Source organism: Tsuneonella sediminis, from assembly GCF_051912845.1.
Classification (GTDB): Bacteria; Pseudomonadota; Alphaproteobacteria; order Sphingomonadales; family Sphingomonadaceae; genus Tsuneonella; species Tsuneonella sediminis.
Genome location: NZ_JBNCBU010000001.1, coordinates 254,908 through 277,250, shown reverse-complemented (window position 1 = coordinate 277,250; position 22,343 = coordinate 254,908). Strand labels below are relative to the sequence as shown.

Sequence of the window (22,343 nt, the reverse complement as noted above, 5' to 3'; positions counted from 1 at the left end):
TTTAACATAATATATATTATCATCGTAACATGACAGATCAGCTCGACCGCCTCCTCACCATCATGGCCACCCTGCGCGACCCGGTGAACGGCTGCGACTGGGATCGTGCGCAATCGTACGAGACGATCGTCCCGCACACGATCGAGGAAGCCTACGAAGTCGCAGATGCAGTCGCACGCGGCGCCATCGAAGATATACGCGACGAACTTGGCGACCTGCTGTTTCAGGTCGTCTTCCAGTCGCGGATCGCCGAGGAAGCCGGTCATTTCGATTTCGACGCGGTCGCGCGCTCGATCGCCGACAAGCTGGAGGCGCGGCATCCGCACATCTTCGCCGACGCCGAGGCACCGGGCGCGGATCGCGATGCGCGGTGGGAGGCGATCAAGGCAGCCGAACGCGCGGACAGGGGCGCGACGAGTGCACTGGATGGCGTCGCCGTCGCGCTTCCGGCCCTTATGCGGGCCGACAAGCTCCAGAAACGCGCCGCCCGCGTCGGTTTCGACTGGCCCGATCGCGAGGGGCCTGCCGCCAAGGTTGCCGAAGAGATGCGCGAACTTGCCGATGCCGGCGAGGACGAACAGTTCGAGGAAGCGGGCGACTTTCTGTTCGCGGCCGTCAACCTGGTACGGGCCTACGGGATAGCGCCCGAGGAAGCGCTGCGGTCCGCCAACGCCAAGTTCGAACGCCGCTTCAGGGCGATGGAATCGGATGCAGACGGCCATTTCCCCTCGCTCTCGCTCGAGAGCCAGGAAGCGCTCTGGCAGGGGGTCAAGGCCAGGGAAGCATCCGAACGGTCATAGGGTTTCGAACTGGCCGAGTTCCTTCGGGTTCAACCGCACGGCAAGACGCCGCAGCGGGCCGTCGGGCCCCGCACCTGCGTCGCTTTCGTCCAGAACCTCGCCGTGGGCATGGAGCCATGCGATCCGGCGCCCGGCGCTTGCCGGAAGAACAAATTCGTGAACCCGCGCGCCTTGCGTCATAAGTTCGCCGAGCCTGGTCAGCAGGGTTTCGACGCCCTCGCCCGTCTCGGCCGAGAGGGCGACTGTCATGTCGTCAGCTTCGGCAGCGGACCGCAGATCGGCGGCTTCGCTGTCTGGAAGCAGGTCGACCTTGTTCCACACCTCGAGAATGGGGATTCCGCCGCCCTCCTCTCTCTCGGTCACGCCGAGATCCCCCAGCACTTCGAGTACCTGCGTTTTCTGGGCCTGGCTCGAGGGGTTGGCGATGTCGCGGACGTGCAGAATAAGGTCGGCGCCGGTAACTTCCTCGAGCGTGGCACGGAAGGCGGCGACGAGCTGGGTCGGAAGGTCGGATATGAAGCCGACGGTATCGGACAGGATCGCCTTTTCTACCCCCGGCAGCGAAATCGCGCGCATGGTGGGATCGAGCGTTGCGAAGAGAAGATCCTCTGCCATCACATCCGCCCCGGTCAGGCGGTTGAACAGCGTCGACTTCCCGGCATTGGTGTAGCCCACTAGTGCAATGACGGGCCAGGGCGCCCTGCCCCGCCGGTCGCGATGGAGCGCACGCGTCTTGCGCACACTCTCCAGTTCCTTCCGCAGGCGCGCCATTCGCTGCCGGATCATCCGGCGGTCCGCCTCGATTTGCGTCTCGCCGGGGCCGCCGAGAAAACCGAAACCGCCGCGTTGCCGCTCAAGGTGCGTCCAGCTGCGTACGAGACGGCTCTGCTGGTAATCGAGGTGGGCCAGTTCGACCTGGAGACGTCCCTCAGCGGTTGCCGCGCGCTCGCCGAAAATCTCCAAGATCAACCCGGTGCGGTCGATCACCTTGCGCTTGAGCTTGTCTTCGAGGTTGCGCTGCTGAATCGGGCTCAGCGCACCGTCGACAACCACGAGTTCCGCCTCGTTCTGTTCGCAGGCGACAGCGATGTTTTCGACCTGTCCGGCGCCGAACAGCGTCCCGGGGCGCACTTCGCGAACGGGCACGACCTGCGCTTCTGCCACGACAATGCCGATCGCCAGGGCGAGACCGCACGCCTCCTCGAGCCGCGCCTCTGGCGCGAGATCGTGGTGACGGCCGCGGATATCGGGGCACACGACGACGGCCCGCGCCCCGCGCGAAACCTCGCCCATCAGGTTGTCATCGAAACTCAGTCGCTATCGCCTTCGAATTCATCCGACAGGTCCACCGGGCTGGCCGGCTGGATCGTCGAGACTGCGTGCTTGTATGCCAGTTGCACGTAGCCCTCGCGTTCGAGCAGCATGCTGAACAGGTCATACGCGGCGATCTTGCCCTGGAGCATCACGCCGTTGACGAGGAACATGGTGACCTGAACGCCCGCCTCGCGCACGCGGCTGAGGAAGACGTCCTGAAGCAGGCGCTGGCGCGCGTTGGAGCCCTGGCTGGAAAACTGCGCCGCATCCACCGGGTTCGACGGCATGATGGTGGATACCGCGTGCTTGTAGACGAGCTGAGACTGCCCGTCCCGCCGCAACAGGATCGAGAAGTTGTCGAACCAGGTCACGATCCCCTGCAACTTCACTCCCTTGACGAGAAACATCGTCACCGGGACCTTGTTCTTGCGGAGCAGGTTGAGGAATGCGTCCTGGAGGCTTTGCTGCTTGCCACTCGAACTCGGGCCGGAAGTTTCAGCTTCCTCGCTCGGGGGCTTGGGGCGCGCGGACAGCGTGCGGGATGTGGACACTTTACACGTCTCCTCTTGTTGGCGGCCGCTTCTGCGGTCCGCAATCTGGCGCCGTAAAAAGGACCGCCGGAATCGCTGCCGAATATGGCGTGCCCGCCTCAATTCGCAAATGCTTTTGCTGCAAGTGCGTTCCGCGCCCGCGCGTCAATCGTCGTCGCGGCGATCGCCCATGCCCAGCAGCTTGAGCTTCCGGTGAAGCGCCGAGCGTTCCATGCCGATGAAATTGGCGGTTTTCGATATGTTGCCCGAGAACCGCCTGATCTGGACTGTCAGGTACTCGCGCTCGAAACACTCGCGCGCCTCGCGCAACGGTACGCCCATGAGTGACGACGCCGCCCCTCCCCCGCCGATGCGGCTGCCGGTAACCTCGCCTGGCAGCATGTCCGCCTCGATCGTGTCGAGCTTTTCGCGCGGAGTGAGAATGATTGTCCGTTCCACCACATTGCGCATCTGGCGCACGTTGCCCGGCCAGTCGTAAGCCTGAAGCGCGGCGACGGCTTCCTGGCTGACAACCGGCGCGGGAATGCCCTGCTCGGCAGCGTAGCGAGTGAAAAAGTGCTCGGCCAGCGCGGGAATGTCGTCACGCCGCTCGGCGAGCGAGGGGATCGTCACGGGCACCACGTTCAGGCGATAGAACAAGTCCTCGCGGAAGCGCTTTTCCTCCATCTCCTTCGCCAGGTCGCGCGAGGTGGACGAGACCACGCGCACGTCGACCCCGACCTGTCGGTTACCGCCCACGCGAACAAAGCTCTGCTCGGTGAGGACGCGCAGGATCCGCGCCTGCGTCGAAAGCGGCATGTCGGCCACTTCGTCGAGGTAGAGCGTGCCGCCGTCCGCCAGTTCCAGCAAGCCCGGGCGCACAAGGCTGCCATCGGATTCCTCGCCGAACAGTTCCTGTTCGAAGCGCTCGGGCGTGATGCGCGCCGAATTGACGATCACGAAAGCGTTCTCGGCGCGAGGACTCCAGGCATGAAGCAACCGCGCGGCGACTTCCTTGCCCGCGCCCGCGGGGCCGCTGATCAGGACCCGGCTGCCGGTACTCGCCACCCGCTTGAGCGTGGCGCGAACCGCATTGATGGCAACCGAGTTCCCGGTGAATTCCTCGCCTCGGGCAAACCCTTCGCGAAGCCGCGTGTTCTCGCGCCGAAGGCGCTCCGTCTCGGTCGCCCTCTGAACCAGAAGCAGCAGCTTTTCCGCCTCGAAAGGCTTTTCGATGAAGTCCATCGCCCCGCGGCTCACCGCACTCACGGCGGTGTCGATATTGCCGTGACCGGAGAAGATGATCACCGGCAGTTCCGGTTCGCGTTTCTTGATCTCGTCGAGCACTTCGAGCCCGTCCATCGGGCTGCCGTGCAGCCAAACGTCGAGCAGGACCAGGCTGGGCCGCCGCTCGTCGACCGCGGACAGCGCAGAGGTGCTGTCCCCGGCAGTACGGCATTCGTAGCCCTCGTCGGATAGAACCCCGGCAACGAGCTCGCGGATGTCGCGTTCGTCATCGACGATGAGGATATCGAGCGCCATCAGGTCTCCGTGGATGTCATCTGAAATTTCTCATTCGGCTGCTACCGTCCCGCCCTGGGCGAGCGGATCCCGCGCGAACCGCAAGGTCACCCGCGTACCGCCCTCGGCATTCGGGACCGTTCCAAAGGTCATGTCGCCCCCATGCTCCTCGACGATCTTGTTCACGATCGCCAGCCCCAGTCCGGTCCCCTTCTCGCGCGTCGTCACGTAAGGCTCGACAATCCGCTCGCGGTCCTGCGGCAGACCGACGCCGTTGTCGTCGACGCTGACCGTCACGAACTCGGGCGTGGCCCTCATCGTCACGACGATGCGGCCGCGATAGTCCGGCTCGGCGGTACGGGCGCGGGCATCGATCGCCTCGACCGCATTCTTGAGCAAGTTCGTCATCGCCTGGCCGATCTGGTGCCGGTCGGCGGCGATCGTCAGCGGGGCGTCCGCGGAGGCCGAAAATGCAAAATCGATGGCTGGATGAGCCACTTCCTGGAGGAACAGAGCCTGCTTGACGAGGTCCTGCGCGTCCTCGGGACGGAACACCGGCTTGGGCAAGCGCGCGAAACTGGAGAACTCGTCGACCATCTTGCGCAGGTCGCCGACCTGACGGACGATCGTATCGGTAAGCTCGTCGAACAGCTCGCCATCGCTTTCTATCTGCTTGCGGTAGCGACGCTTGAGCCGTTCGGTCGCCAGCTGGATCGGGGTAAGCGGATTCTTGATCTCGTGCGCGATGCGTCGCGCAACATCGGACCACGCGGCCTGCCGCTGGTCGAGAATCTGGCGGGTGATGTCCTCGAAGGTGATCACCCTGCCGTCCGGCGCATCGGCGACCTTGACCGCGAGCGTCAGCAATTCCCCGCCCTTGGTCCAGTTGACGATACCGCTCGCCAGGCGCGCGTCGGCAAGGTTGGCGAGCTGGGGCGCAACATCGGACAGCGGCACGGCCGCGGGAACAGGCCCCTTCTCTCCCAGCAGCAGCTCCTGTGCTGAACTGTTCATCAGCAGCACCCGCCCTTCTCGGTCGAGCGTGACGATCCCGGCGGAAATCGATTCCACGACCGCTTCGATGAACGCGCGCCGCTCGTCGAGCTGGCGGTTGGCGCCGAGCAGCGCGGCGGTCTGTTGCTCGATCTGCCCCGCCATGCGGTTGAATGCGCGGTTGAGCATGCCGATCTCGTCCGAGCCGGTTCGCCCCTCGACGCGCACGAAATCGCCCGCGCCGATCCTGCGTGCAGCTCCGACCAGTTCGGTCAGGGGTTCGACCTGCCGGTCGGCGAACCGCAGCGCGAACCACACGGCGAGCCCGACCAGCGCGAGGCTGACGAAGAACAGCGCCAGGTTGAAGCGCAGTTGCAGCGCGCGCGCCCGCTTGGTCAGAACATCGTACGCGCCCACCACCGACTGCGCGGTCGACCACTGGCTGAAGCCGAGCGATTCGGTGTTCCGGGCATTGTAGAGGTAGATCCCAGTCTTTGGGTCGATCGGCGCAAGGGCCTCGATCCGCATCGGGTTGCCGCTGACGACCACCGGCTCCCCGCTCGTCAGACGGCGGGCGGCGGCCTGGGCGAACATCGCGGGCTGGTTGCCCTCGTTGAGATCGAACACCGCGGCGATCCGCATCGATCCGTCGGGTACACGCTGGAGAATGGCGGATTCGTTGATCTCGCGCTGTTTCACCTGAAGAAAATAGATATCGGCGAGGTCGGGATCGGTCAGTTTGAACGTCTGCAGATAGTATTGCATGTCGCTGGCCATCGCGACCGTCTGGTTGGCCACCTGGACCTGGTTCTGTTCGTAATATCCGCGCGCAAGGTTGTTCGCGTTCTGCATCAGGCCGCGCGAATTATCCGAGAACCAGAAATCGACGCCGGATTGAAACAGGAACGCAGCGAACGTGGCGACCAACAGCGTCGGCACGGCGGCGACCACGGAAAAGAAGAACACCAGCCGCACGTGCATTCGCGCGGTAGTGCCGGCCGCCCGCCGCAGCGCGAGCCTCCTCCCGAGGAGCACGAGAAGCGCCATTGCCGGGAGTAGCGTGGCGATCAGCAGGCCCGCGACCTTGCGCGACGGCAGCAACTGTCCATCGGGCGGCGCGCTGGCAAAGGTGTACCAGGTCGTCCAGACCATCGCGCCGAACACCACCGCAGCGACGACTTCCAGGATCAGATAGAAATTGGCCTTGCGGCTGGCGACGACGAAGCGCCGCCACCATCGCGGACTGCGACGAAGGGTGACGTCGGTCGTTCGCTGATCCGCGAGTGCCATCGTGGCCGGGTTACAACGGCACTGTTGCAAATTTGCAAGTCAAATCGGACGAAACGTCTCAGTTCTGCGAACTGGAGCGGTCCGGTTCGATCCGGAGGTCGTTCAGTCGCTTTCTTAAGGTGTTCCGGTTTATCCCGAGCAGCCGCGCGGCGCGTAACTGGTTCCCGCCGGTCTTGTCGAGGGCGTGAGTGAGGAGCGGCCGCTCGAACTCGGCAAGGGCATCATGGTAAAGCTGCCCCTCGCGGCAGGGTACCACCCGGAGCCATTCCTCCAGCGCCCCGGCAAAACCATGGCCGGCAGGTGTGCCGGTCGCCGGTTCCGGCTTGCCCAGAACGGACTCGACGGTAGCGGCGTCGATGGTTTCATCGCGCGCCATCAAGGACAGCCGATAGACCGCGTTGCGCAGTTCGCGAACGTTGCCGCGCCAATCGAACTTTTCGAGCAGCGCTATCCCGCTCGCATCAATTCGCCGCCGGGGCAGCCCCTCGCCAACCGCCTGTCCGAGAAAATGCCGTGCCAGCGCCTCGATGTCGTCGCGCCGTTCTCGCAAGGGAGGCAACTCGATCGGCACGACGTTGAGCCGGTAGAAAAGATCCTCGCGGAACGTGCCGGCGGCAATCATCGGCGCGAGGTCGCGGTTGGTCGCCGCGACGATGCGAACGTCGACGGCGATTTCCTGCCGTCCGCCCACTCGGCGGATCCGACCCGACTGGAGCGCTCGCAACAGGCGGGTCTGCGCCTCGATCGGCATGTCGCCTATCTCATCCAGGAACAGCGTGCCGCCGTTCGCCTGCTCGAACTTGCCGATGGCCTGCGCAATCGCGCCGGTAAAGGCTCCCTTTTCGTGTCCGAAGAGCTCGCTCTCGATGAGGTCGTGGGGAATGGCGGCGGCGTTGACAGCAACGAACGGCCCCGATTTGCGATGTCCCAGCTGGTGGATCGCCTCGGCGACGAGTTCCTTGCCAGTTCCGGATTCGCCGAGCACGAGGACGGTGAGATCGTTGCGCAGGACGCGCGTGATCATCCGGTAGACGCCCTGCATCGACTGGCTTCGTCCGACAAGCGGCAGGCCCTCTCCGGTTTCGTCGATCGGCGCGCCGCCCGGCTCGCTGCGCGGACCTGCCGCCTGCCGCACCGCACGCACGAGATCGTCGAGATCGAACGGCTTGGGAAAGTACTCGAACACGGCGAGGTCGCTTGCGCGGACCGCGGTATCGAGCGTGTTCTGCGCCGAGAGAACAATGACAGGCATGTCCGGATTCCGGTCGCTAACCCCGGGCAGGCTCGACAGGCCGTCGCCGTCGGCGAGAGCCACGTCGGTAAGCATGACGGCGTATGGACCGCGGGCGAGCAGCGCATCCCGTCCAGCGATCCCCTCGGCCCGGTCGACGTCGAAGCCCTCGTCCTCGAGGGCGGCTGTGATCACTGTCGCGATACCGGGGTCATCCTCGACCAGCAGGATGCGTTCGGCCATTTCTATCCCCGTCTCGCTACCGGCAGGTGGATGCGAAAATGCGTGCGGCCGGACCTTGCGTCGCGTTCGTGCGCGATGCGGCCATCCATGTCGTGCACCAGCCTGCGAACGAGCGCGAGTCCAAGGCCCTGCCCGCTCTTCTTGCTGCTGACGAAAGGTTCGAACACGTGATCGACCAGTTCGGGATCGATGCCCGGACCGTTGTCCGTAACGGTAAGCTCGATCGGCAGCCGGACCGAGCGGCCCGGGCGGATCGCGTTATAGATCAGCCCGCTGACATAGCGCGTTCTGACCGTGATTTGCCCATCGTCCTGTTCCGCGCACGCGTCGCGCGCGTTGACGAGAAGGTTGATCACCACCTGCTCGAGTGCGTTCTCGTTGCCCATGACCGCAGGCAGGGACGGATCGAACTCCTCCACGATCTCCACGCCGCGAAGCCCTCCCCCTCGCACCGTCCCGATCGCCCGCCGGATCGCTTCATGAAGATTGAGCGGACCGTTCGGTTCTGCCCCGCGCGCACCCAGGCGCTGCATCCGGTCGATGAGCGAGGCGATCCGCGCGACCTCGGTCGCGATGAGATCGGCGAGCGGGCGATCCCTTTCGTCGAGCTTGCGCGCGACCAACTGACCGGCGCCGCGGATCGCGGCGAGCGGGTTCTTGATCTCGTGCGCGAGGACGGCCGGCGCGCTCAATCGGCTTGCGCGGGCCTCCTCTCCCATTTCGTCCTGCCCCGCATCCGACAGCGTCACCACCCGCCAGCCGGGATGGGACGAAAGCGGCGAGACCGACAGGTTCACCCGGTGCTCGCGGCTGCCCGCCCGTATCCTCACCCCCCGGGCGACGAGCGGGACGGTTTCCTCGCGTGAATGTGCCGTGACGCGCCCGTCGTCGATCTGCACGACATCGAAGAGCGGCTGTCCGATCAGCCTGTGCGCACTTCTTCCGAGCATTTCCTCGCTCGCCGGGTTCGCCTCGACGATGGTCATTTCGGGATCGAGCAGCACTGTCGCGAAGACGAGGCCGGCCAGTTGCTCGCGCGCGCCGGGTGGCCCGCCGGATCCGCTCACGCAGCCTTCCGCAGGCGCAACGGCTCGTAGAAGCGGTCGATCTCGCCGAGCACCCGGCTCGCATCGTCGATGAAGTTGACCTTGTTGCGGAACTCGGCCGATCCATGGAGGCCCTTGGTGTACCAGCCGATGTGCTTGCGGGCCATTTTGACGCCCGTGTCCTCTCCGTAGTGATCGAGCATCGCACGGTAATGCTCGACCAGCGTCTCGTGCTGCTCGTCCAGTGCGGGATCCGACAGGGCCTCGCCCGTCTTCCACCAGTGCATGACCTGGCCGAGCAGCCAGGGGCGGCCATACGCGCCGCGGCCGATCATCAGCCCGTCGGCGCCCGACTGTTCGAGCGCCTTTGCCGCGTCCGGGATCGAGCAGATGTCGCCGTTCACGATGACCGGGATCCGCACGGCCTCCTTGACCTTGCGCACGAAAGCCCAGTCCGCCTCGCCCTTGTACATCTGGTTGCGGGTGCGGCCGTGGACGGTGATCATCCGCACTCCGAGGTCTTCCGCGATACGCGAGAGCTCGGGGGCGTTGAGGCTGTCGTGATCCCAGCCCATCCGCATCTTGACCGTGACCGGCACGTCGACCGCTTTGACGCAGGCCTTCATCAGCTCGATCGCCAGCGGGACCTCGCGCATCAGCGCGCTGCCGGCGTACTGGCCAACGACCTTGCGCACCGGGCAACCGAAATTGATATCGACGATCGCCGCGCCGCGGTCCGCCGCCAGCCTGGCCGCCTCGCCCATCGACACCGGATCGCAGCCGACGAGCTGCATCGACACCGGGTCCTCGATCGGGGCCCAGGCGGTTTTCTGGATCGATTGCCGGGTCTCCCGGATGGCTGCCTGGCTAGCGATCATCTCCGTCACGTTGAGGCCGGAACCGTACCGACGCACGAGCGCTCGGAACGGCATGTCGGTCACGCCGGTCATCGGCGCAAGGACGACAGGTGTGTCGATCGTGACCGGGCCGACCCGGATCGGCGCCATCGGCGGCGGGGAAGGAAGGGTGCTCAATTGCTGGGTGCCTAAAATTTGGGCAGCGCATAGTGGATTGATGGCCCGCACGCAAGGCGGTAGCGCGCCGCGGGCATGACAACCTCCATCGCCTTCGCAGCCATCGTCGTCGCCGCGGGACAGGGTCTGCGGGCTGGCCAGCCGCTGCCCAAGCAGTTTGCGCCGTGGCGCGGAAAGCCGGTCGTGCGCCATTCGGTCGAAGCGATGCTGGCTGCCGGCGCAGCGCCGGTCGTGGTCGCAATCCCCGAGGGGGCCGACACCCTGGCGGCCGAGGCGCTGGCCGGCCTCGACGTCCGGTTCGTTACCGGGGGGCACACCCGCCAGCGCTCTGTCGCGCGGGCGCTGGAGGCCGTCGGACACGCGGATCGCGTCCTGATCCACGACGCCGCCCGCCCCGGTCTGGCGGCAGACGTGGTCGAGCGCCTGCTTGACGCCCTGGGCACGCACCCCGGCGCGATCCCCGTTCTTCCCGTGGTCGACAGTATCGCGGTGGAGCGGGACGGGATCATGGCCGACAGCGCCGACCGCGCGGTGCTTCGCCGGGTCCAGACCCCGCAGGCCTTCCGTTTCGCCGACATCCTGGCGGCCCATCGCTCGTGGACCGGGGAGCCCGTCGCCGGCGACGATGCGCAAGTCCTCCGCGCAGCTGGCGGTAGCATTGCCATGGTCCGCGGCGATGAGAAGCTCAGGAAACTCACGTTCGCAGGAGATTTCGTGTCCGATGCCCTTCCCGTCCGGACCGGAACCGGGTTCGATGTTCACCGGCTGGTGCCGGGCGAGGAACTCTGGCTCTGCGGCATCAGGATCGAGCACCACCTGGGCCTTGCCGGCCATTCGGATGCCGACGTCGGCATCCATGCGCTGGTCGACGCGCTGCTCGGCGCGGTCGGCGCGGGCGACATCGGGCTGCACTTCCCGCCGAGCGAACCGCGATGGAAAGGCGCGCCATCGTCGCGCTTTCTCGAACACGCGGTGACGCTGGTCGGAGAGGCCGGTTACCGCGTGGGCAATCTCGACGTAACGCTGATCTGCGAAGCGCCCAAGATCGGACCGCATCGCGATGCGATGCGCCAGACGATCGCCGCACTTGCGGGGATCGATGCATGCGCGGTAAATGTGAAGGCCACTACCACCGAAGCGCTCGGTTTCACCGGTCGCGGCGAAGGGATCGCCGCCCAAGCCGTGGCTACCGTGATCCGCAACTCGTGAGGTCTTCTTGAAACGCACTTATTCCGTGATCGCCGCCACCGCGCTGGCATCGCTTGTCCCGGCGCAGGTGCAGGCGCAGACGACCGCCGCCTGCCTCACCGAGCGCGAAGTCGCGCAGATGGCGATCTATGCGGTGCCGTCGCTCGTCGAAGGCGTGCGCGGAAAATGCGCTGGAAGGCTCGCTTCGACCGGCTTCCTCGCCACGAGGGGCGATGCGTTTGCAGCGAAATACGCCGCGCTCCAGGGCGAAACCTGGCCCGTCGCCAAATCGGCGATCCTGAAGTTCGTGTCGGGATCTGCCAAGGGTCGCAATGCCGACACCCTGGCAATGGTCGCCGCCCTGCCCGACGAATCGGTCCGTCCGCTGGTCGACGGGATGATAGCGCAAAAGATCGGCGAATCGGTCCAGCCGGACCATTGCCGAAACGTGGAGCGCGGAATGCAGCTGGTCTCGGTGATGAACCCGCGCGACAGCGGCGCGATGGTCGCGTTCGTCATGGCCATCGCCAAGCCTAAGTCTTCTCCGATCTGTCCGGCTTCCTCGTGAGCGACCTGCTACCCCCCGAGATCGTCGAGCTTGCCCGCCGCGTGGTCGAACAGAACACGCGGATCGGCCGCCGGGTTGCCCTGGCCGAAAGCTGCACCGGCGGTCTCGTCGCCGCCGCGCTGACCGAAATCCCCGGTTCGTCGGCGGTGCTCGATCGCGGCTTCGTGACCTATTCCAACGACGCCAAGCAGCAGGAGCTTGAGGTCTCAAGCGAACTCATCGAGACGTTCGGCGCGGTGTCGATCGCGTGCGTCTGGGCCATGGCGCAGGGAGCGCTCAGGCACTCGAACGCCGACATCGCGGTCGCTATCAGCGGTGTCGCCGGACCGGACGGCGGAACGCCGCTGAAGCCGGTGGGCACTGTCGTGTTTGCCCGCGCCTGCCGCGAAGGGGACGGCGAACCCGAAGGCGAACTGAAGCAGTTCGAAGGGAAGAACCGAACCGAAATCCGCCGTCAGGCGACGCTCGCCGCACTCGAGCTGCTGCTGCCGTAAAGCTGGTGTGCGCGCTGCTCGAACGCAGCGACCATCTTCCGAAAGGCCCGGTCGAAGTACTGTCCCGCAAGGGCTTCGAACACGGCGTTGCGGAAGGTAAAATCGACACAGAAGTCGACTTCGCACCCGCCTCCATCGAGGGTCCGGAAGAGCCAGCGATTGTCGAGATCCTTCATTGGCCCGTCGAGGTAATGCACCTCGATCCGGTCGGGCCGTTGCTTCACCACGCGCGAAGTGAACTTCTCGCGCAGTTGTTTGAAACCGACCAGCATGTCGGCGACCATCTCGGTCTCGCTGCTTGACCTGACCCGGGTCGCGACGACCCACGGCAGGAACTCGTGGTACCGGCCGACATCGGCGACCAGGTCGAACATCTGCTCCCGCGAGTACGGAAGCCTGTGCACCTCGTGAATGCCCGGCATCAGCGGTTCTGGCGCGCCAGCTTTTCCTCGCGCGCGGCCCTCATCGCGGCGAAGTCGTCACCCGCATGATAGCTCGATCGGGTCAGCGGGCTGGAGGCGACCTGCAGGAAACCCTTCGCCCGCGCGATCGCGCCATAGGCGGCGAACGCCTTGGGGGTGACGAACTCCTCGACCTTCGCATGGCGTGGAGTTGGTTGGAGGTACTGGCCCATGGTCATGAAATCGACGTCGGCGCTGCGCATGTCGTCCATCACCTGGTGCACCTCGAGCCGCTGTTCGCCCAGGCCCAACATGATGCCCGACTTGGTGAAGATGAGCGGGTCGTGCGCCTTCACCTCTTCCAAAAGGCGCAGCGATGCATAGTAGCGCGCGCCCGGGCGGATCGTCGGATAGAGCCGAGGCACGGTCTCCAGGTTGTGGTTGTAGACGTCGGGTCCAGCCTCGCAGATTGCCTCTACCGCGGGCCGCATCTTGTTGCGGAAATCCGGAGTCAGGATCTCGATCGTGGTGTCCGGGGTTTCCCGGCGAAGCGCCTCGATCACCTTGACGAACTGTCCCGCGCCGCCGTCCGGAAGATCGTCGCGATCGACGCTCGTCACGACGATATGCTCCAGCCCCAGCTTCGCCGCGGCGATTGCCACATGCTCTGGCTCGAGCGGGTCGACGATCCGCGGCATCCCGGTCTTGACGTTGCAGAACGCGCAGGCGCGGGTGCACACATCGCCGAGGATCATGACGGTGGCGTGTTTCTTGGTCCAGCACTCGCCGATGTTCGGACATGCAGCTTCTTCGCACACAGTGTTGAGCGACAGGTCGCGCATGAGCTGGCGCGTCTCGTGGTAACCCTTGCTGACGGGCGCCTTGACGCGAATCCAGTCAGGCTTGCGCTGGCGGGCGGGCTCGTTGGCGGTCTTCGGGGCGGACGCGAGGTCGTTCATGCGGGCCCACCTAGCGATCTTGCCAGCAATTGCCAATCTGGCTAGCGCGCCGCCCATGGACGACCCGTCACTCCTTGCTCCTTTCACTTCGCCGGTCATCCTGTTTTTCATTCTCGGAGCCGTCGCATCGGCACTCCGTTCCGACCTGGCGATCCCCGAGGCGATCGCGAAGGGCCTCTCGCTCTACCTCATGGCCGCGATCGGGCTGAAGGGAGGCGTCGCGGTCTCCAAGTCGGGCATCGACGCGACGGTTGCCGCCGCGCTCGGCGCCGGCCTCGTGCTCAGCCTGTCGCTGCCGTTTCTCGCCTATGGAGCGCTTCGCGCGCTGGGTCGCCTCGACAAGATCAATGCGGGCGCGGTTGCCGCTCACTACGGATCGGTCAGCGTGGTGACCTACGTCACCGCGACCGAGCTTCTAGGCGCAGGTGGGCTCGTCGTCGCAGGGTTCATGGTCGCGGTGCTGGCGGTGATGGAAACGCCCGCGATCCTGTCGGGCCTGTTCCTCGCGCGGCGCGGGGAACGCCCCACGGGACAGAGCCGGGGCGAGATGATCCGCGAGTTGTTCCTCAATGCCTCGGTCGTGCTGCTCCTCGGCAGCTTCGCGATCGGGCTCATTACCGGGCCCGATGGCTTCGAGGAAGTGAAGCCCCTGTTTGAAAGCGGGTTCAAGGGCGTCCTGTGCCTGTTCCTGCTCGACATGGGCCTGATCGCGGCGCGCCGCCTGATCGATTCGCGCGCGCTGACTGTGCGGCTCGCCGCGCTGGCGATTGGCCTTCCGCTGGTGAACGGCACGATAGCCGTCGCGCTCGGTACACTGCTCGGTCTGTCGGTCGCCGATGCGGCGGCGCTCGGCGTCCTGGGAGCCAGTGCCAGCTATATAGCGGTGCCTGCGGCGATGCGTCTTGCCCTGCCCCAGGCCGATCCGGGCATTTACCTCACGATGTCGCTCTCGATCACTTTCCCTTTCAACGTCGTTTTCGGCATCGCGATCTACGCCGCGATGGCCCGGGCGCTTTCCGGCATGTAAGGACCCGCCATGGTCGAAACGGTCACCCGCAAGCGCCTGGAAATACTCGCGGACACGCCGCTGGTCCGCGTAGTGACCGATGCGATCGAGGAAGTCGGCATATCGGGCTGGACCGTGATCCGTGTCACCTCCGGCCGGGGCCGCGAGGGGCGCTGGCACGAAGAGCGGGTGACCGGCGCGGACAAGTCGCTCGTCCTGGCCATCGCCTCGGAGGAAAAAGCCAGCGCGTTGATCGACAGGCTTGCCCCGATTCTTACCAGTCACGGCCTGTTGCTGACGGTGGCCAACGTCCAGGTCGTTCGCGGGGAGCGCTTCTGATGCCCGAATTCGCCCAGTTGCTCGAGGGATACCGGCGGTTTCGCGAGGGTACGTTCAATGTGCAAAAGGAACGGTTCGACCGGCTCGCCAACGAGGGCCAGTCCCCCAAGCTGATGATCATCGCCTGCTCCGACAGCAGGGTCGATCCGGCGCAAATATTCGACGTCGACCCAGGCGAGATTTTCGTCGTGCGCAACGTTGCGGCACTCGTGCCCCCGTTCGAGACCACGCCCGGCCAGCACGGCGTATCCGCCGCGCTCGAATTCGCGGTCCAGTTTCTCAAGGTGAAACAGATCGTCGTCATGGGCCACGGCCGCTGCGGCGGATGCAAGGCCTCGCTAACTCGCTCGATGCACGGCGAGGAACCCGGCCGCGGCGGTTTCATCGCCGACTGGATAAAGCTGCTGGACGATGCACGCGACGAAGTCGCCGCGAAGTTCGGCATCGATGGCCGAGAGGCGGAGCGGGCGATGGAAATGGCCGCGGTCAAGGTCAGCCTTGCCAACCTGCGGACCTTTCCTTGCGTGTCCGAACGCGAGGCTGCTGGCAAGCTTCGCCTGCGCGGCGCGTTCTTCGCAATCCTCGACGGCGTGCTGCACGTGCTCGACGAGGACAGCGGCGAGTTTGCGCCTGTTGCCTAATGAGGGCGCGCTGCCCATCTAGCCGCGATGGAAAGCAACAACGAAAATCTCAGGAACATCGCGCTCCTGATCGACGCCGACAACACCCAGCCCAAGGCGATCGATCCGGTGCTGACGGTCATGGCCGAACTCGGTCAGGTCAACATACGTCGCGCCTATGGAAACTTCGCCAAGGGCAACCTTGCCAAGTGGGACACGATTACCAACCGGTACGGTATCCGGCCGCAGCAGCAGTTCGATGTCTCCAAGGGCAAGAACGCGACCGACATGGCGATGACGATCGATGCGATCGACCTTCTCTACCAGGGCAAGGTCGACGGTTTCGGGATCATGAGCTCGGACAGCGACTTCACCCCGCTGGTTACCCGGCTGCGGCAGGACGGAATCGTCGTCTACGGCTTCGGCAGCGCCAAGACCCCGCAAGCTTTCAAGTCGGTGTGCACGCGATTCATCGACATCGACCAGCTGATCAAGACCGCCGCAAGCGAAGGCAACTCGTCCGCGGATTCGGCCCAAAACCTTGCCGAGGACACCGAGCTGATCGAGTTGATCGGCGCGGCTTACAAGGAGGCGAAGCGTGACGACGAAGGGTGGGCGAAGGTCCAGCAGGTCGGTCAGATCGCCGGAAACCGTTCGAGCTTCGATGTTCGCAACTACGGCTTCAACAGCCTTTCGGCGATGTTCCGCAGTCTCGGCAACTTTAAGGTCGAGCGGCGCGACGACGGACAGCTATGGGTCAAGCGCCTGCGCTGACCAAAATCGCCCCAAAGCCCCGTCCACGAAAAAGGGCGCGCCTCGCAAGAGACGCGCCCTGTTCTTTTCGCAATCGCGCAGGACTTACGGCGTGGTCGAAGCCGCCGCACCGCCCTTCTGCTGGGCATAGACGCCCCACAGACGGGCGATCGCCGCTCGCGCGCCTTCGACCTTCGCGAAAGTCGCCTGCGCCTCGGTGGCCTTGCCCTGGTCGAGTTGCGCGATGCCGAGGCGCGTGAGCACCCGCGGGGTATCCACGCCGGGGCGCGACAGAGCCAGGGTATAGAACTCCTCGGCCTTCGCCGGCTGCTGATAGCTCAGGAACGCATCGCCCGCGGCGGTGGCCGTCGCGGCGGTGGCGCCCGAAGCCCGCGCGTCGCGCTCGAGCCCCGGCAGGTCAGCAAGGTCCGCCTTGACCCGGCCCGACGCGATCGTGCGCGCCTCGCTTACGAACACGTCGTTGCCCTTGAGCAACCCGGCTGCGATCCCGGCCTCGATGATCCGCTGGGTTTCGCCCGGCAGGCGGCGCGCGTCCGCTGCAGTGATGTAATCCGCATAGTCGCGCTCGTAGCGCAGGGCGCCGGCACGCTGGGCGAGCCGCAGCAGGTCGAGCAGTTCCTGCCCCTCGTAATCGGACAGGTTGCGCTGCACGGCAATCGCATCACCCCAGCTCGTCGCCGACGGATAGTACTGCGCATACATGGCCGCATACTTGAGCGATTCGGGCGTGAGATCCGCCTGGTAGGCCTGCGACAGGCCGCGCTTGATCCACGCTTCGGGAACGGCCTCGCCGGCAGACACCTTGCGGGCGATCGCCTTGTCGAGGATCTGCACGCCCGCCTGGGCCTGATCCTGCGCGAAATAGGTTTCCGCGATCAGCAGTTCCGCATCGCCCTTGTAGCCCGCCGCGACCGCTTGTTCAGCCCGCGCGCGAGCGGTCGCCCAGTCCTTGTCGTTGTATGCCAGCTGGGCGGCCGCGAAGGTGTTCGACGGAAGTGCCTCTGCACTGAGCTGGCCGCTGTCGAGCATCATGTCGAGTCCCTGGCGCTGCAGGCTCACCGTGTCGGTCTTGGCGCCGATGCTGTAGATCAGCTGTCCGGCCGCAAGCTTGTCGTCCGGCGTGGTCGCAGCGGCAACGAGTGCAGGGATCTGCGCGCTGAGGGAAGCGACATCGCCGTTTTCCTGCACGACCTTCGACATCGGCTGGTACGCCGCGATGAATTCCTTCGAGTACTTCGCCTTGGCCGCGGGCTGCTCCTTGCCCTTCTTCTGGGCGACGGCCGGCGTGGCGGTGGCGGTCAGGCCGACAGCTGCCGAAGTGGCGAGCGCGACCGCAAAGGCAAGCCGCGAGGGCGCGGCACGAAACTTGGGCATAGAGTGGTCTCCCATGAGTGGACTGCAGGCCCGTCAAAGGGCCTTCTGCCGGTACAACGGGCGCTAGTGGCCAATCGTGCCGGACATTGCAATGACGACTAGGGATCCGGCGCTGAACCCGCTTTGAACAGCGGTTTCAGGGTGCGCTCAGCGGTTGTGCCTGCGAGCGGTCATTCTTATGTGGAAAACGGCGCGCGAAGGCCATGCGCGCGGACTTGCAAACTGGCGGTCCCGGTCCCCTTCCCCTAGGCCGGTGACAGCCCGCCGCGCGGCAATGCGCGCCACAGAAACGGCAGACCCTTGAGCGACGATACCGAAACCCTGACACCGCCGGCCTCGCCGGAAGATTACGCCCGCGTCGACATCGTCGACGAGATGAAGACGAGCTACCTCGATTACGCGATGAGCGTGATCGTGGCGCGCGCGCTGCCCGACGTGCGCGACGGGCTGAAGCCGGTGCACCGCCGAATCCTGTTCGCCAGCAACGAGGGTGGGTTCGTCGCCGGTCGCCCTTATCGCAAGAGCGCCAAGATCGTCGGCGACGTGATGGGCAACTATCACCCGCACGGCGACAGCGCGATCTACGATGCGCTTGCCCGCATGGTGCAGCCGTGGAGCTTGCGCGTCCCTCTGATCGACGGCCAGGGCAACTTCGGATCGATGGACCCCGATCCGCCGGCGAGCATGCGCTATACCGAGGCGCGGCTCGCCCGCGTTGCGAACAGCCTGCTCGACGACCTTGACAAGGACACGGTCGATTTCGCCGACAACTACGACGGCAGCCGCAAGGAGCCGACCGTCCTCCCGGCGCGCTTCCCCAACCTCCTCGTCAACGGCGCGGGCGGCATCGCGGTCGGCATGGCGACCAACATCCCCCCGCACAATCTGGGCGAGGTGATCGACGGCTGTCTTGCGCTGATCGACGACCCGCTGATGGCGCCCGAGGCGCTGATGGAGATCATCCCGGGTCCCGATTTTCCGACCGCCCCGCTGATCCTCGGCCAGTCCGGCGCAAAGTCGGCATACCTGACCGGGCGCGGATCGATCCTCATGCGGGCGCGGCATGCCATCGAGCGGACGCGCGGCGACCGCGAATCGATCGTGTTTACCTCGATCCCCTACCAGGTCGGCAAGGCGGGCCTCGTCGAGAAGATCGCGGAAGCCGCCAAGGACAAGCGGATCGAGGGTATCGCGGACATCCGCGACGAATCGAACCGGCAGGGCGTGCGCGTGGTCATCGACCTGAAGCGCGACGCGACCGCGGAGGTCGTGCTCAACCAGATCTGGCGGCACACCCCCGCCCAAGCGAGCTTTCCGGCGAACATGCTCGCCATCCGCGGCGGCCGACCCGAGACGCTCGGCCTCAAGGACATCCTGCAGGCCTTCATCACCTTCCGCGAGGAAGTGATCACCCGGCGCACGAAGTACGAACTCGCCAAGGCACGCGAACGGGCGCACATCTTGCTCGGCCTGGTCGTGGCGGTTTCGAACCTCGACGAGGTCGTCGCGATGATCCGCGGCTCGTCGAACCCGGCGGACGCTCGCGCCAAGCTCCTCGCCAAGGAATGGAGGATTGGCGACATCGCCCAGTACATCGCGCTCGTAGAAGCGATCGAGCCGACGGACGAGCAACACGGCGGAACCTACAAGCTTTCCGAACGGCAGGTCCGCGCCATCCTGGAGCTGCGCCTGCATCGCCTGACCGCGTTGGGTCGCGACGAGATCGGGGACGAGCTCAAGGAACTGGCGGCAGCGATCGAGGAATATCTTTCTATCCTGGGCGACCGGGCGAAGCTCTACGAAGTCATGCGCGCCGAACTGCGCGAGATCCGCGACCTCTATGCCACTCCGCGTCTCAGCGAGATCGCGCCAGCGTGGGACGGTCTCGAGGACGAGGATCTTATCGAACGCGACGAGATGGTCGTTACCGTAACGCTCGACGGCTACATCAAGCGCACCCCTCTCTCGACGTTCCGGGCCCAGCACCGCGGCGGCAAGGGCCGGGCAGGAATGGCCACCAAGGAAGAGGACGCGGTGTCGAACATGTTCGTCACCAGCACCCACAACCCGGTGCTGTTCTTCTCCACCGCCGGCAAGGTCTACCGCCTCAAGGTGTGGAAGCTACCCGAGGGCGGTCCGGCGACGCGCGGGCGTCCGATCGTCAACCTGCTGCCCGCGCTCGACGACGGGGAGACGATCCGGACGGTGCTTCCGCTGCCCGAAGACGAAAGCAGCTGGGGGACGCTCAACGTCGTCTTCGCGACCGCCAAGGGCAACGTGCGGCGCAACAGCATGGATGCGTTCGCGAACATTCCGTCGAACGGCAAGTTCGCGATGAAGTTCGACGAGGACAGCGATGATCGCCTGATCGGCGTGGCATTGCTCGAGGCGGGCGACGACGTGCTCCTCGCCACGCGCGGCGGCAAGGCGATCCGCTTCGACGGCGAGGACGTGCGCGAGTTCGTCAGCCGAACCTCCACGGGGGTTCGCGGGATGCGGCTGCGCGACGGCGACGAGGTCGTTTCGCTCTCGATCCTCCACCGCGTCGGCACCGAGCAGGAGGAGCGCGAACAATATCTGCGCTTCGCCCCGTGGAAGGCGGAGAAGGACGGCGAGCCCGACCTTCCCGTCGAGCGCTTCGATGAACTGGCGGCAAAGGAGCAGTTCATCCTCACCGTTTGCGCAAACGGCTACGGCAAGGTCTCGTCCGCCTACGAGTACCGCCGTATCAACCGGGGCGGCCAGGGCGTGACCAACATCGACAACATCGAGCGCAACGGACCGGTGGTCGCGAGCTTCCCGGTCGAGGACGGCCAGCAGCTCATGCTGGTGACCGACCAGGCCAAGCTGATCCGCATGCCTATGGCTCTGCGCCATCTCCAGCCCGACCCCGATAACGCGCCGCGTGCGTTCCGGATAATCGGGCGCGGTTCGGCGGGGCTCAGGCTGTTCGATGTCGCGAAGGGCGAAACGATCGTGAGCGCCGTCCTCATCGACGAGCAGGAGGAGCCGGAGAACGAGGCGGAAGAGATGATCGCCGAGGAGCGCGCCGGACGCGACGCGCAGACGACGGCGCCCTACACCCCGCCGCAGTCGGACGACGACATCGTGGACGAGCCCGACGCGGGATGAGGATCGAGCCGTCCGGAGAGGTATGTGGCGCCGAGGTTTCCGGCATCGACCTTTCCGAACGGCTTACCCCGCAGACCGTAGCCGAAATCCGCGCAGCCTGGCTCACCCACCGGGTACTCGCGTTTCCCGGCCAGCACCTCGACGACGATGCGCTCGAACGGTTTACGCTGGCGATGGGCGGCTTTGGCGTCGATCCGTTCTTCGCACCCATCGAGGGCCGCACCCACATCGCCGCGATCCTGCGTGAGGCAGACGAAACGACACCGCTGTTCGCCGAGAACTGGCACAGCGACTGGTCTTTCCTCGCCGAACCCCCGGCGGGAACGTGCCTCGCTGCCATCGAGATTCCTCCGACAGGCGGTGACACCTTGTTTGCGGATCAGGTGGCGGCATTTGCCGCGCTCCCGGACGCGCGGAAGAACGAACTGCGCTCGCTGACGGCGATCCACTCGGCCCGGCTCGCATATGCTCCCGAGGGGTCGTACGGGACACGCGACACGGGGCGCAGCATGGCGATCCGGCCAGACGAAAGTGCGCGCGAGACGCAGCGGCACCCGCTTGTCCGGCGCCATCCCGAGACCGGCGAGGAGGCGCTCTTCAGTACGCTCGGATACATCATAGGCATCGAAGGCATGGACGACGCGGAAGGCTTCGACTTCCTGCGCGAGCTATCGGAATGGCAGGTGCGCGACGAGTTCGTCCACCGCCGCAGGTGGACGCCCGGCATGGTCGTCCTGTGGGACAACCGTTGCGTCCTTCACCGCGCCACCGGCGGCTACGAGGGATACCGGCGCGAACTGCACCGGACGACGATAGCTGCGCCGCGTCAGGCAGCGTGATCGCGACGCACCGCGCGGATCACGCCGGTGCAGATCATGAACTGACCCGCATAGTAGAGCGGCCAGACGAACCACTCGGTCAGTCCCTGGTCGAGCACGCCGCCTAGCCGAGCGAAGATCAGCAGGTCGCTCGCGACGAACAGCAGCGCGCCCGCACCCACGTGATAGCGGCTGAACCGGCTGAGCCACGCGGTCGCCGCCATCGAACCCAGCGCGAGCGCATAAATCACCGCAAGCGGGTCGCGCGTTATAAGCCAGGCCCCAAATGGCACGCCGACGACAAGCGCGATGCCGGCCGCCACCTGGGTTCGGGCCGGTCGCGGCCGCCGGTTCTTCAGATAAAGCGCAATCGCGACGAGGTGCGAGAGCAGGAACAGCCCTCCCCCCGCGATCGTATCGAGCTCCATCCCGATATCGCCCGCGGCGCCGATTCCCATGACCGCCGCGATCGCCCGCGCCGCCGTGGCCCGGCTGCGCGCCAGCGCATAGGCCGCGAGCGCGGCGACCGAAGCCCCCTTCAGCGCGATGATGTAGAGGCCGCCGATCCTGGCATCGCTCAACACCCAGAAGGCAATCGCCAGGACGATGCCGGCAAGAAGCCAGGGCCGATGGTCGACCAGCGCACCCCTTGGCATCGGCATTCCCCT

Annotated in this window: 21 protein-coding genes; 10 read left to right on the top strand and 11 right to left on the bottom strand. The window is 65.7% G+C overall.

Annotated elements, in window-relative coordinates; all coding sequences use genetic code 11:
* Positions 1 to 29 precede the first annotated feature (29 nt).
* Positions 30 to 800 (top strand): nucleoside triphosphate pyrophosphohydrolase, encoded by a 771-nt coding sequence (gene mazG, locus ACPV3N_RS01405; RefSeq protein WP_440113617.1) that lies wholly within the window; start codon positions 30 to 32, stop codon positions 798 to 800.
* On the opposite strand, the gene hflX is transcribed toward mazG, so the two are convergent.
* The 7 genes from hflX to dusB form a co-directional block, all read right to left on the bottom strand.
* Entirely contained in the window at positions 795 to 2,093 is a 1,299-nt protein-coding gene (hflX, locus tag ACPV3N_RS01400) for a GTPase HflX (RefSeq protein WP_440113614.1), read from the bottom strand. The two genes, mazG and hflX, sit on opposite strands and share 6 nt — an antisense overlap.
* A 17-nt stretch (positions 2,094 to 2,110) precedes the next feature.
* Complete coding sequence (gene hfq / locus ACPV3N_RS01395; RefSeq protein ID WP_440113611.1) at positions 2,111 to 2,665, bottom strand: RNA chaperone Hfq; 555 nt, start codon at positions 2,663 to 2,665, stop codon at positions 2,111 to 2,113.
* A gap of 144 nt (positions 2,666 to 2,809) precedes the next feature.
* The gene (gene ntrX, locus ACPV3N_RS01390) at positions 2,810 to 4,186 is read right to left on the bottom strand and encodes a nitrogen assimilation response regulator NtrX (RefSeq protein ID WP_440113608.1); all 1,377 of its coding nucleotides are present in this window, start codon (positions 4,184 to 4,186) and stop codon (positions 2,810 to 2,812) included.
* Between the two features lie 30 nt (positions 4,187 to 4,216).
* Positions 4,217 to 6,448, bottom strand: a complete 2,232-nt coding sequence (locus ACPV3N_RS01385) for a sensor histidine kinase (protein ID WP_440113605.1) — start codon at positions 6,446 to 6,448, stop codon at positions 4,217 to 4,219.
* Positions 6,449 to 6,506: 58 nt separating this feature from the next.
* On the bottom strand, positions 6,507 to 7,922 hold the full coding sequence (locus ACPV3N_RS01380; RefSeq protein WP_440113602.1) for a sigma-54-dependent transcriptional regulator: 1,416 nt from the start codon (positions 7,920 to 7,922) through the stop codon (positions 6,507 to 6,509).
* A gap of 2 nt (positions 7,923 to 7,924) precedes the next feature.
* Complete coding sequence (locus ACPV3N_RS01375; RefSeq protein ID WP_440113599.1) at positions 7,925 to 8,989, bottom strand: two-component system sensor histidine kinase NtrB; 1,065 nt, start codon at positions 8,987 to 8,989, stop codon at positions 7,925 to 7,927.
* Entirely contained in the window at positions 8,986 to 10,002 is a 1,017-nt protein-coding gene (dusB, locus tag ACPV3N_RS01370; protein WP_440113596.1) for a tRNA dihydrouridine synthase DusB, read from the bottom strand. The genes ACPV3N_RS01375 and dusB overlap by 4 nt, the downstream gene beginning before the upstream one ends.
* Before the next feature lie 75 nt (positions 10,003 to 10,077).
* Here dusB and ACPV3N_RS01365 point away from each other — a divergent pair, with 75 nt between their 5' ends.
* From ACPV3N_RS01365 to ACPV3N_RS01355, 3 genes are read left to right on the top strand one after another with little or no spacing between them, the layout of a single operon-like run.
* Entirely contained in the window at positions 10,078 to 11,211 is a 1,134-nt protein-coding gene (locus ACPV3N_RS01365; RefSeq protein WP_440113593.1) for a bifunctional 2-C-methyl-D-erythritol 4-phosphate cytidylyltransferase/2-C-methyl-D-erythritol 2,4-cyclodiphosphate synthase, read from the top strand.
* A 25-nt stretch (positions 11,212 to 11,236) separates the two neighbouring features.
* Positions 11,237 to 11,758, top strand: coding sequence for a hypothetical protein (locus tag ACPV3N_RS01360; RefSeq protein WP_440113591.1), 522 nt, complete (start codon positions 11,237 to 11,239; stop codon positions 11,756 to 11,758).
* Positions 11,755 to 12,252, top strand: coding sequence for a CinA family protein (locus ACPV3N_RS01355; protein ID WP_440113588.1), 498 nt, complete (start codon positions 11,755 to 11,757; stop codon positions 12,250 to 12,252). The genes ACPV3N_RS01360 and ACPV3N_RS01355 overlap by 4 nt, the downstream gene beginning before the upstream one ends.
* Here ACPV3N_RS01355 and ACPV3N_RS01350 read toward each other — a convergent pair.
* A complete protein-coding gene (locus ACPV3N_RS01350; protein ID WP_440113585.1) occupies positions 12,213 to 12,674 on the bottom strand; it encodes a type II toxin-antitoxin system RatA family toxin in 462 nt (153 codons plus the stop codon). The genes ACPV3N_RS01355 and ACPV3N_RS01350 overlap by 40 nt on opposite strands.
* A complete protein-coding gene (gene lipA, locus ACPV3N_RS01345) occupies positions 12,674 to 13,612 on the bottom strand; it encodes a lipoyl synthase (protein WP_440113583.1) in 939 nt (312 codons plus the stop codon). Before lipA ends, ACPV3N_RS01350 begins: the two co-directional genes overlap by 1 nt.
* 55 nt (positions 13,613 to 13,667) lie before the next feature.
* Here lipA and ACPV3N_RS01340 point away from each other — a divergent pair, with 55 nt between their 5' ends.
* From ACPV3N_RS01340 to ACPV3N_RS01325, 4 genes are read left to right on the top strand one after another with little or no spacing between them, the layout of a single operon-like run.
* A complete protein-coding gene (locus ACPV3N_RS01340; protein WP_440113580.1) occupies positions 13,668 to 14,639 on the top strand; it encodes a sodium-dependent bicarbonate transport family permease in 972 nt (323 codons plus the stop codon).
* A 9-nt stretch (positions 14,640 to 14,648) separates the two neighbouring features.
* Positions 14,649 to 14,957: a DUF190 domain-containing protein gene (locus tag ACPV3N_RS01335; protein WP_440113577.1), complete on the top strand. Its 309-nt coding sequence runs from the start codon at positions 14,649 to 14,651 to the stop codon at positions 14,955 to 14,957.
* Positions 14,957 to 15,598, top strand: a complete 642-nt coding sequence (locus tag ACPV3N_RS01330) for a carbonic anhydrase (RefSeq protein WP_440113574.1) — start codon at positions 14,957 to 14,959, stop codon at positions 15,596 to 15,598. The genes ACPV3N_RS01335 and ACPV3N_RS01330 overlap by 1 nt, the downstream gene beginning before the upstream one ends.
* 27 nt (positions 15,599 to 15,625) lie before the next feature.
* A complete protein-coding gene (locus ACPV3N_RS01325) occupies positions 15,626 to 16,351 on the top strand; it encodes an NYN domain-containing protein (RefSeq protein ID WP_440113571.1) in 726 nt (241 codons plus the stop codon).
* An 84-nt stretch (positions 16,352 to 16,435) separates the two neighbouring features.
* On the opposite strand, the gene ACPV3N_RS01320 is transcribed toward ACPV3N_RS01325, so the two are convergent.
* The gene (locus ACPV3N_RS01320; protein ID WP_440113569.1) at positions 16,436 to 17,725 is read right to left on the bottom strand and encodes a hypothetical protein; all 1,290 of its coding nucleotides are present in this window, start codon (positions 17,723 to 17,725) and stop codon (positions 16,436 to 16,438) included.
* Between the two features lie 300 nt (positions 17,726 to 18,025).
* On the opposite strand from ACPV3N_RS01320, the gene gyrA reads away from it, so the two are divergent.
* A complete protein-coding gene (gene gyrA / locus ACPV3N_RS01315) occupies positions 18,026 to 20,857 on the top strand; it encodes a DNA gyrase subunit A (RefSeq protein WP_440113566.1) in 2,832 nt (943 codons plus the stop codon).
* A complete protein-coding gene (locus tag ACPV3N_RS01310) occupies positions 20,854 to 21,696 on the top strand; it encodes a TauD/TfdA dioxygenase family protein (RefSeq protein ID WP_440113563.1) in 843 nt (280 codons plus the stop codon). The genes gyrA and ACPV3N_RS01310 overlap by 4 nt, the downstream gene beginning before the upstream one ends.
* Here the strand turns inward: ACPV3N_RS01310 and ACPV3N_RS01305 are convergent.
* Positions 21,684 to 22,331 carry a lysoplasmalogenase family protein gene (locus ACPV3N_RS01305; RefSeq protein ID WP_440113560.1) on the bottom strand — a complete coding sequence of 216 codons (648 nt, stop codon included), beginning with the start codon at positions 22,329 to 22,331 and terminating at the stop codon, positions 21,684 to 21,686. The genes ACPV3N_RS01310 and ACPV3N_RS01305 overlap by 13 nt on opposite strands.
* Positions 22,332 to 22,343: the final 12 nt, after the last annotated feature.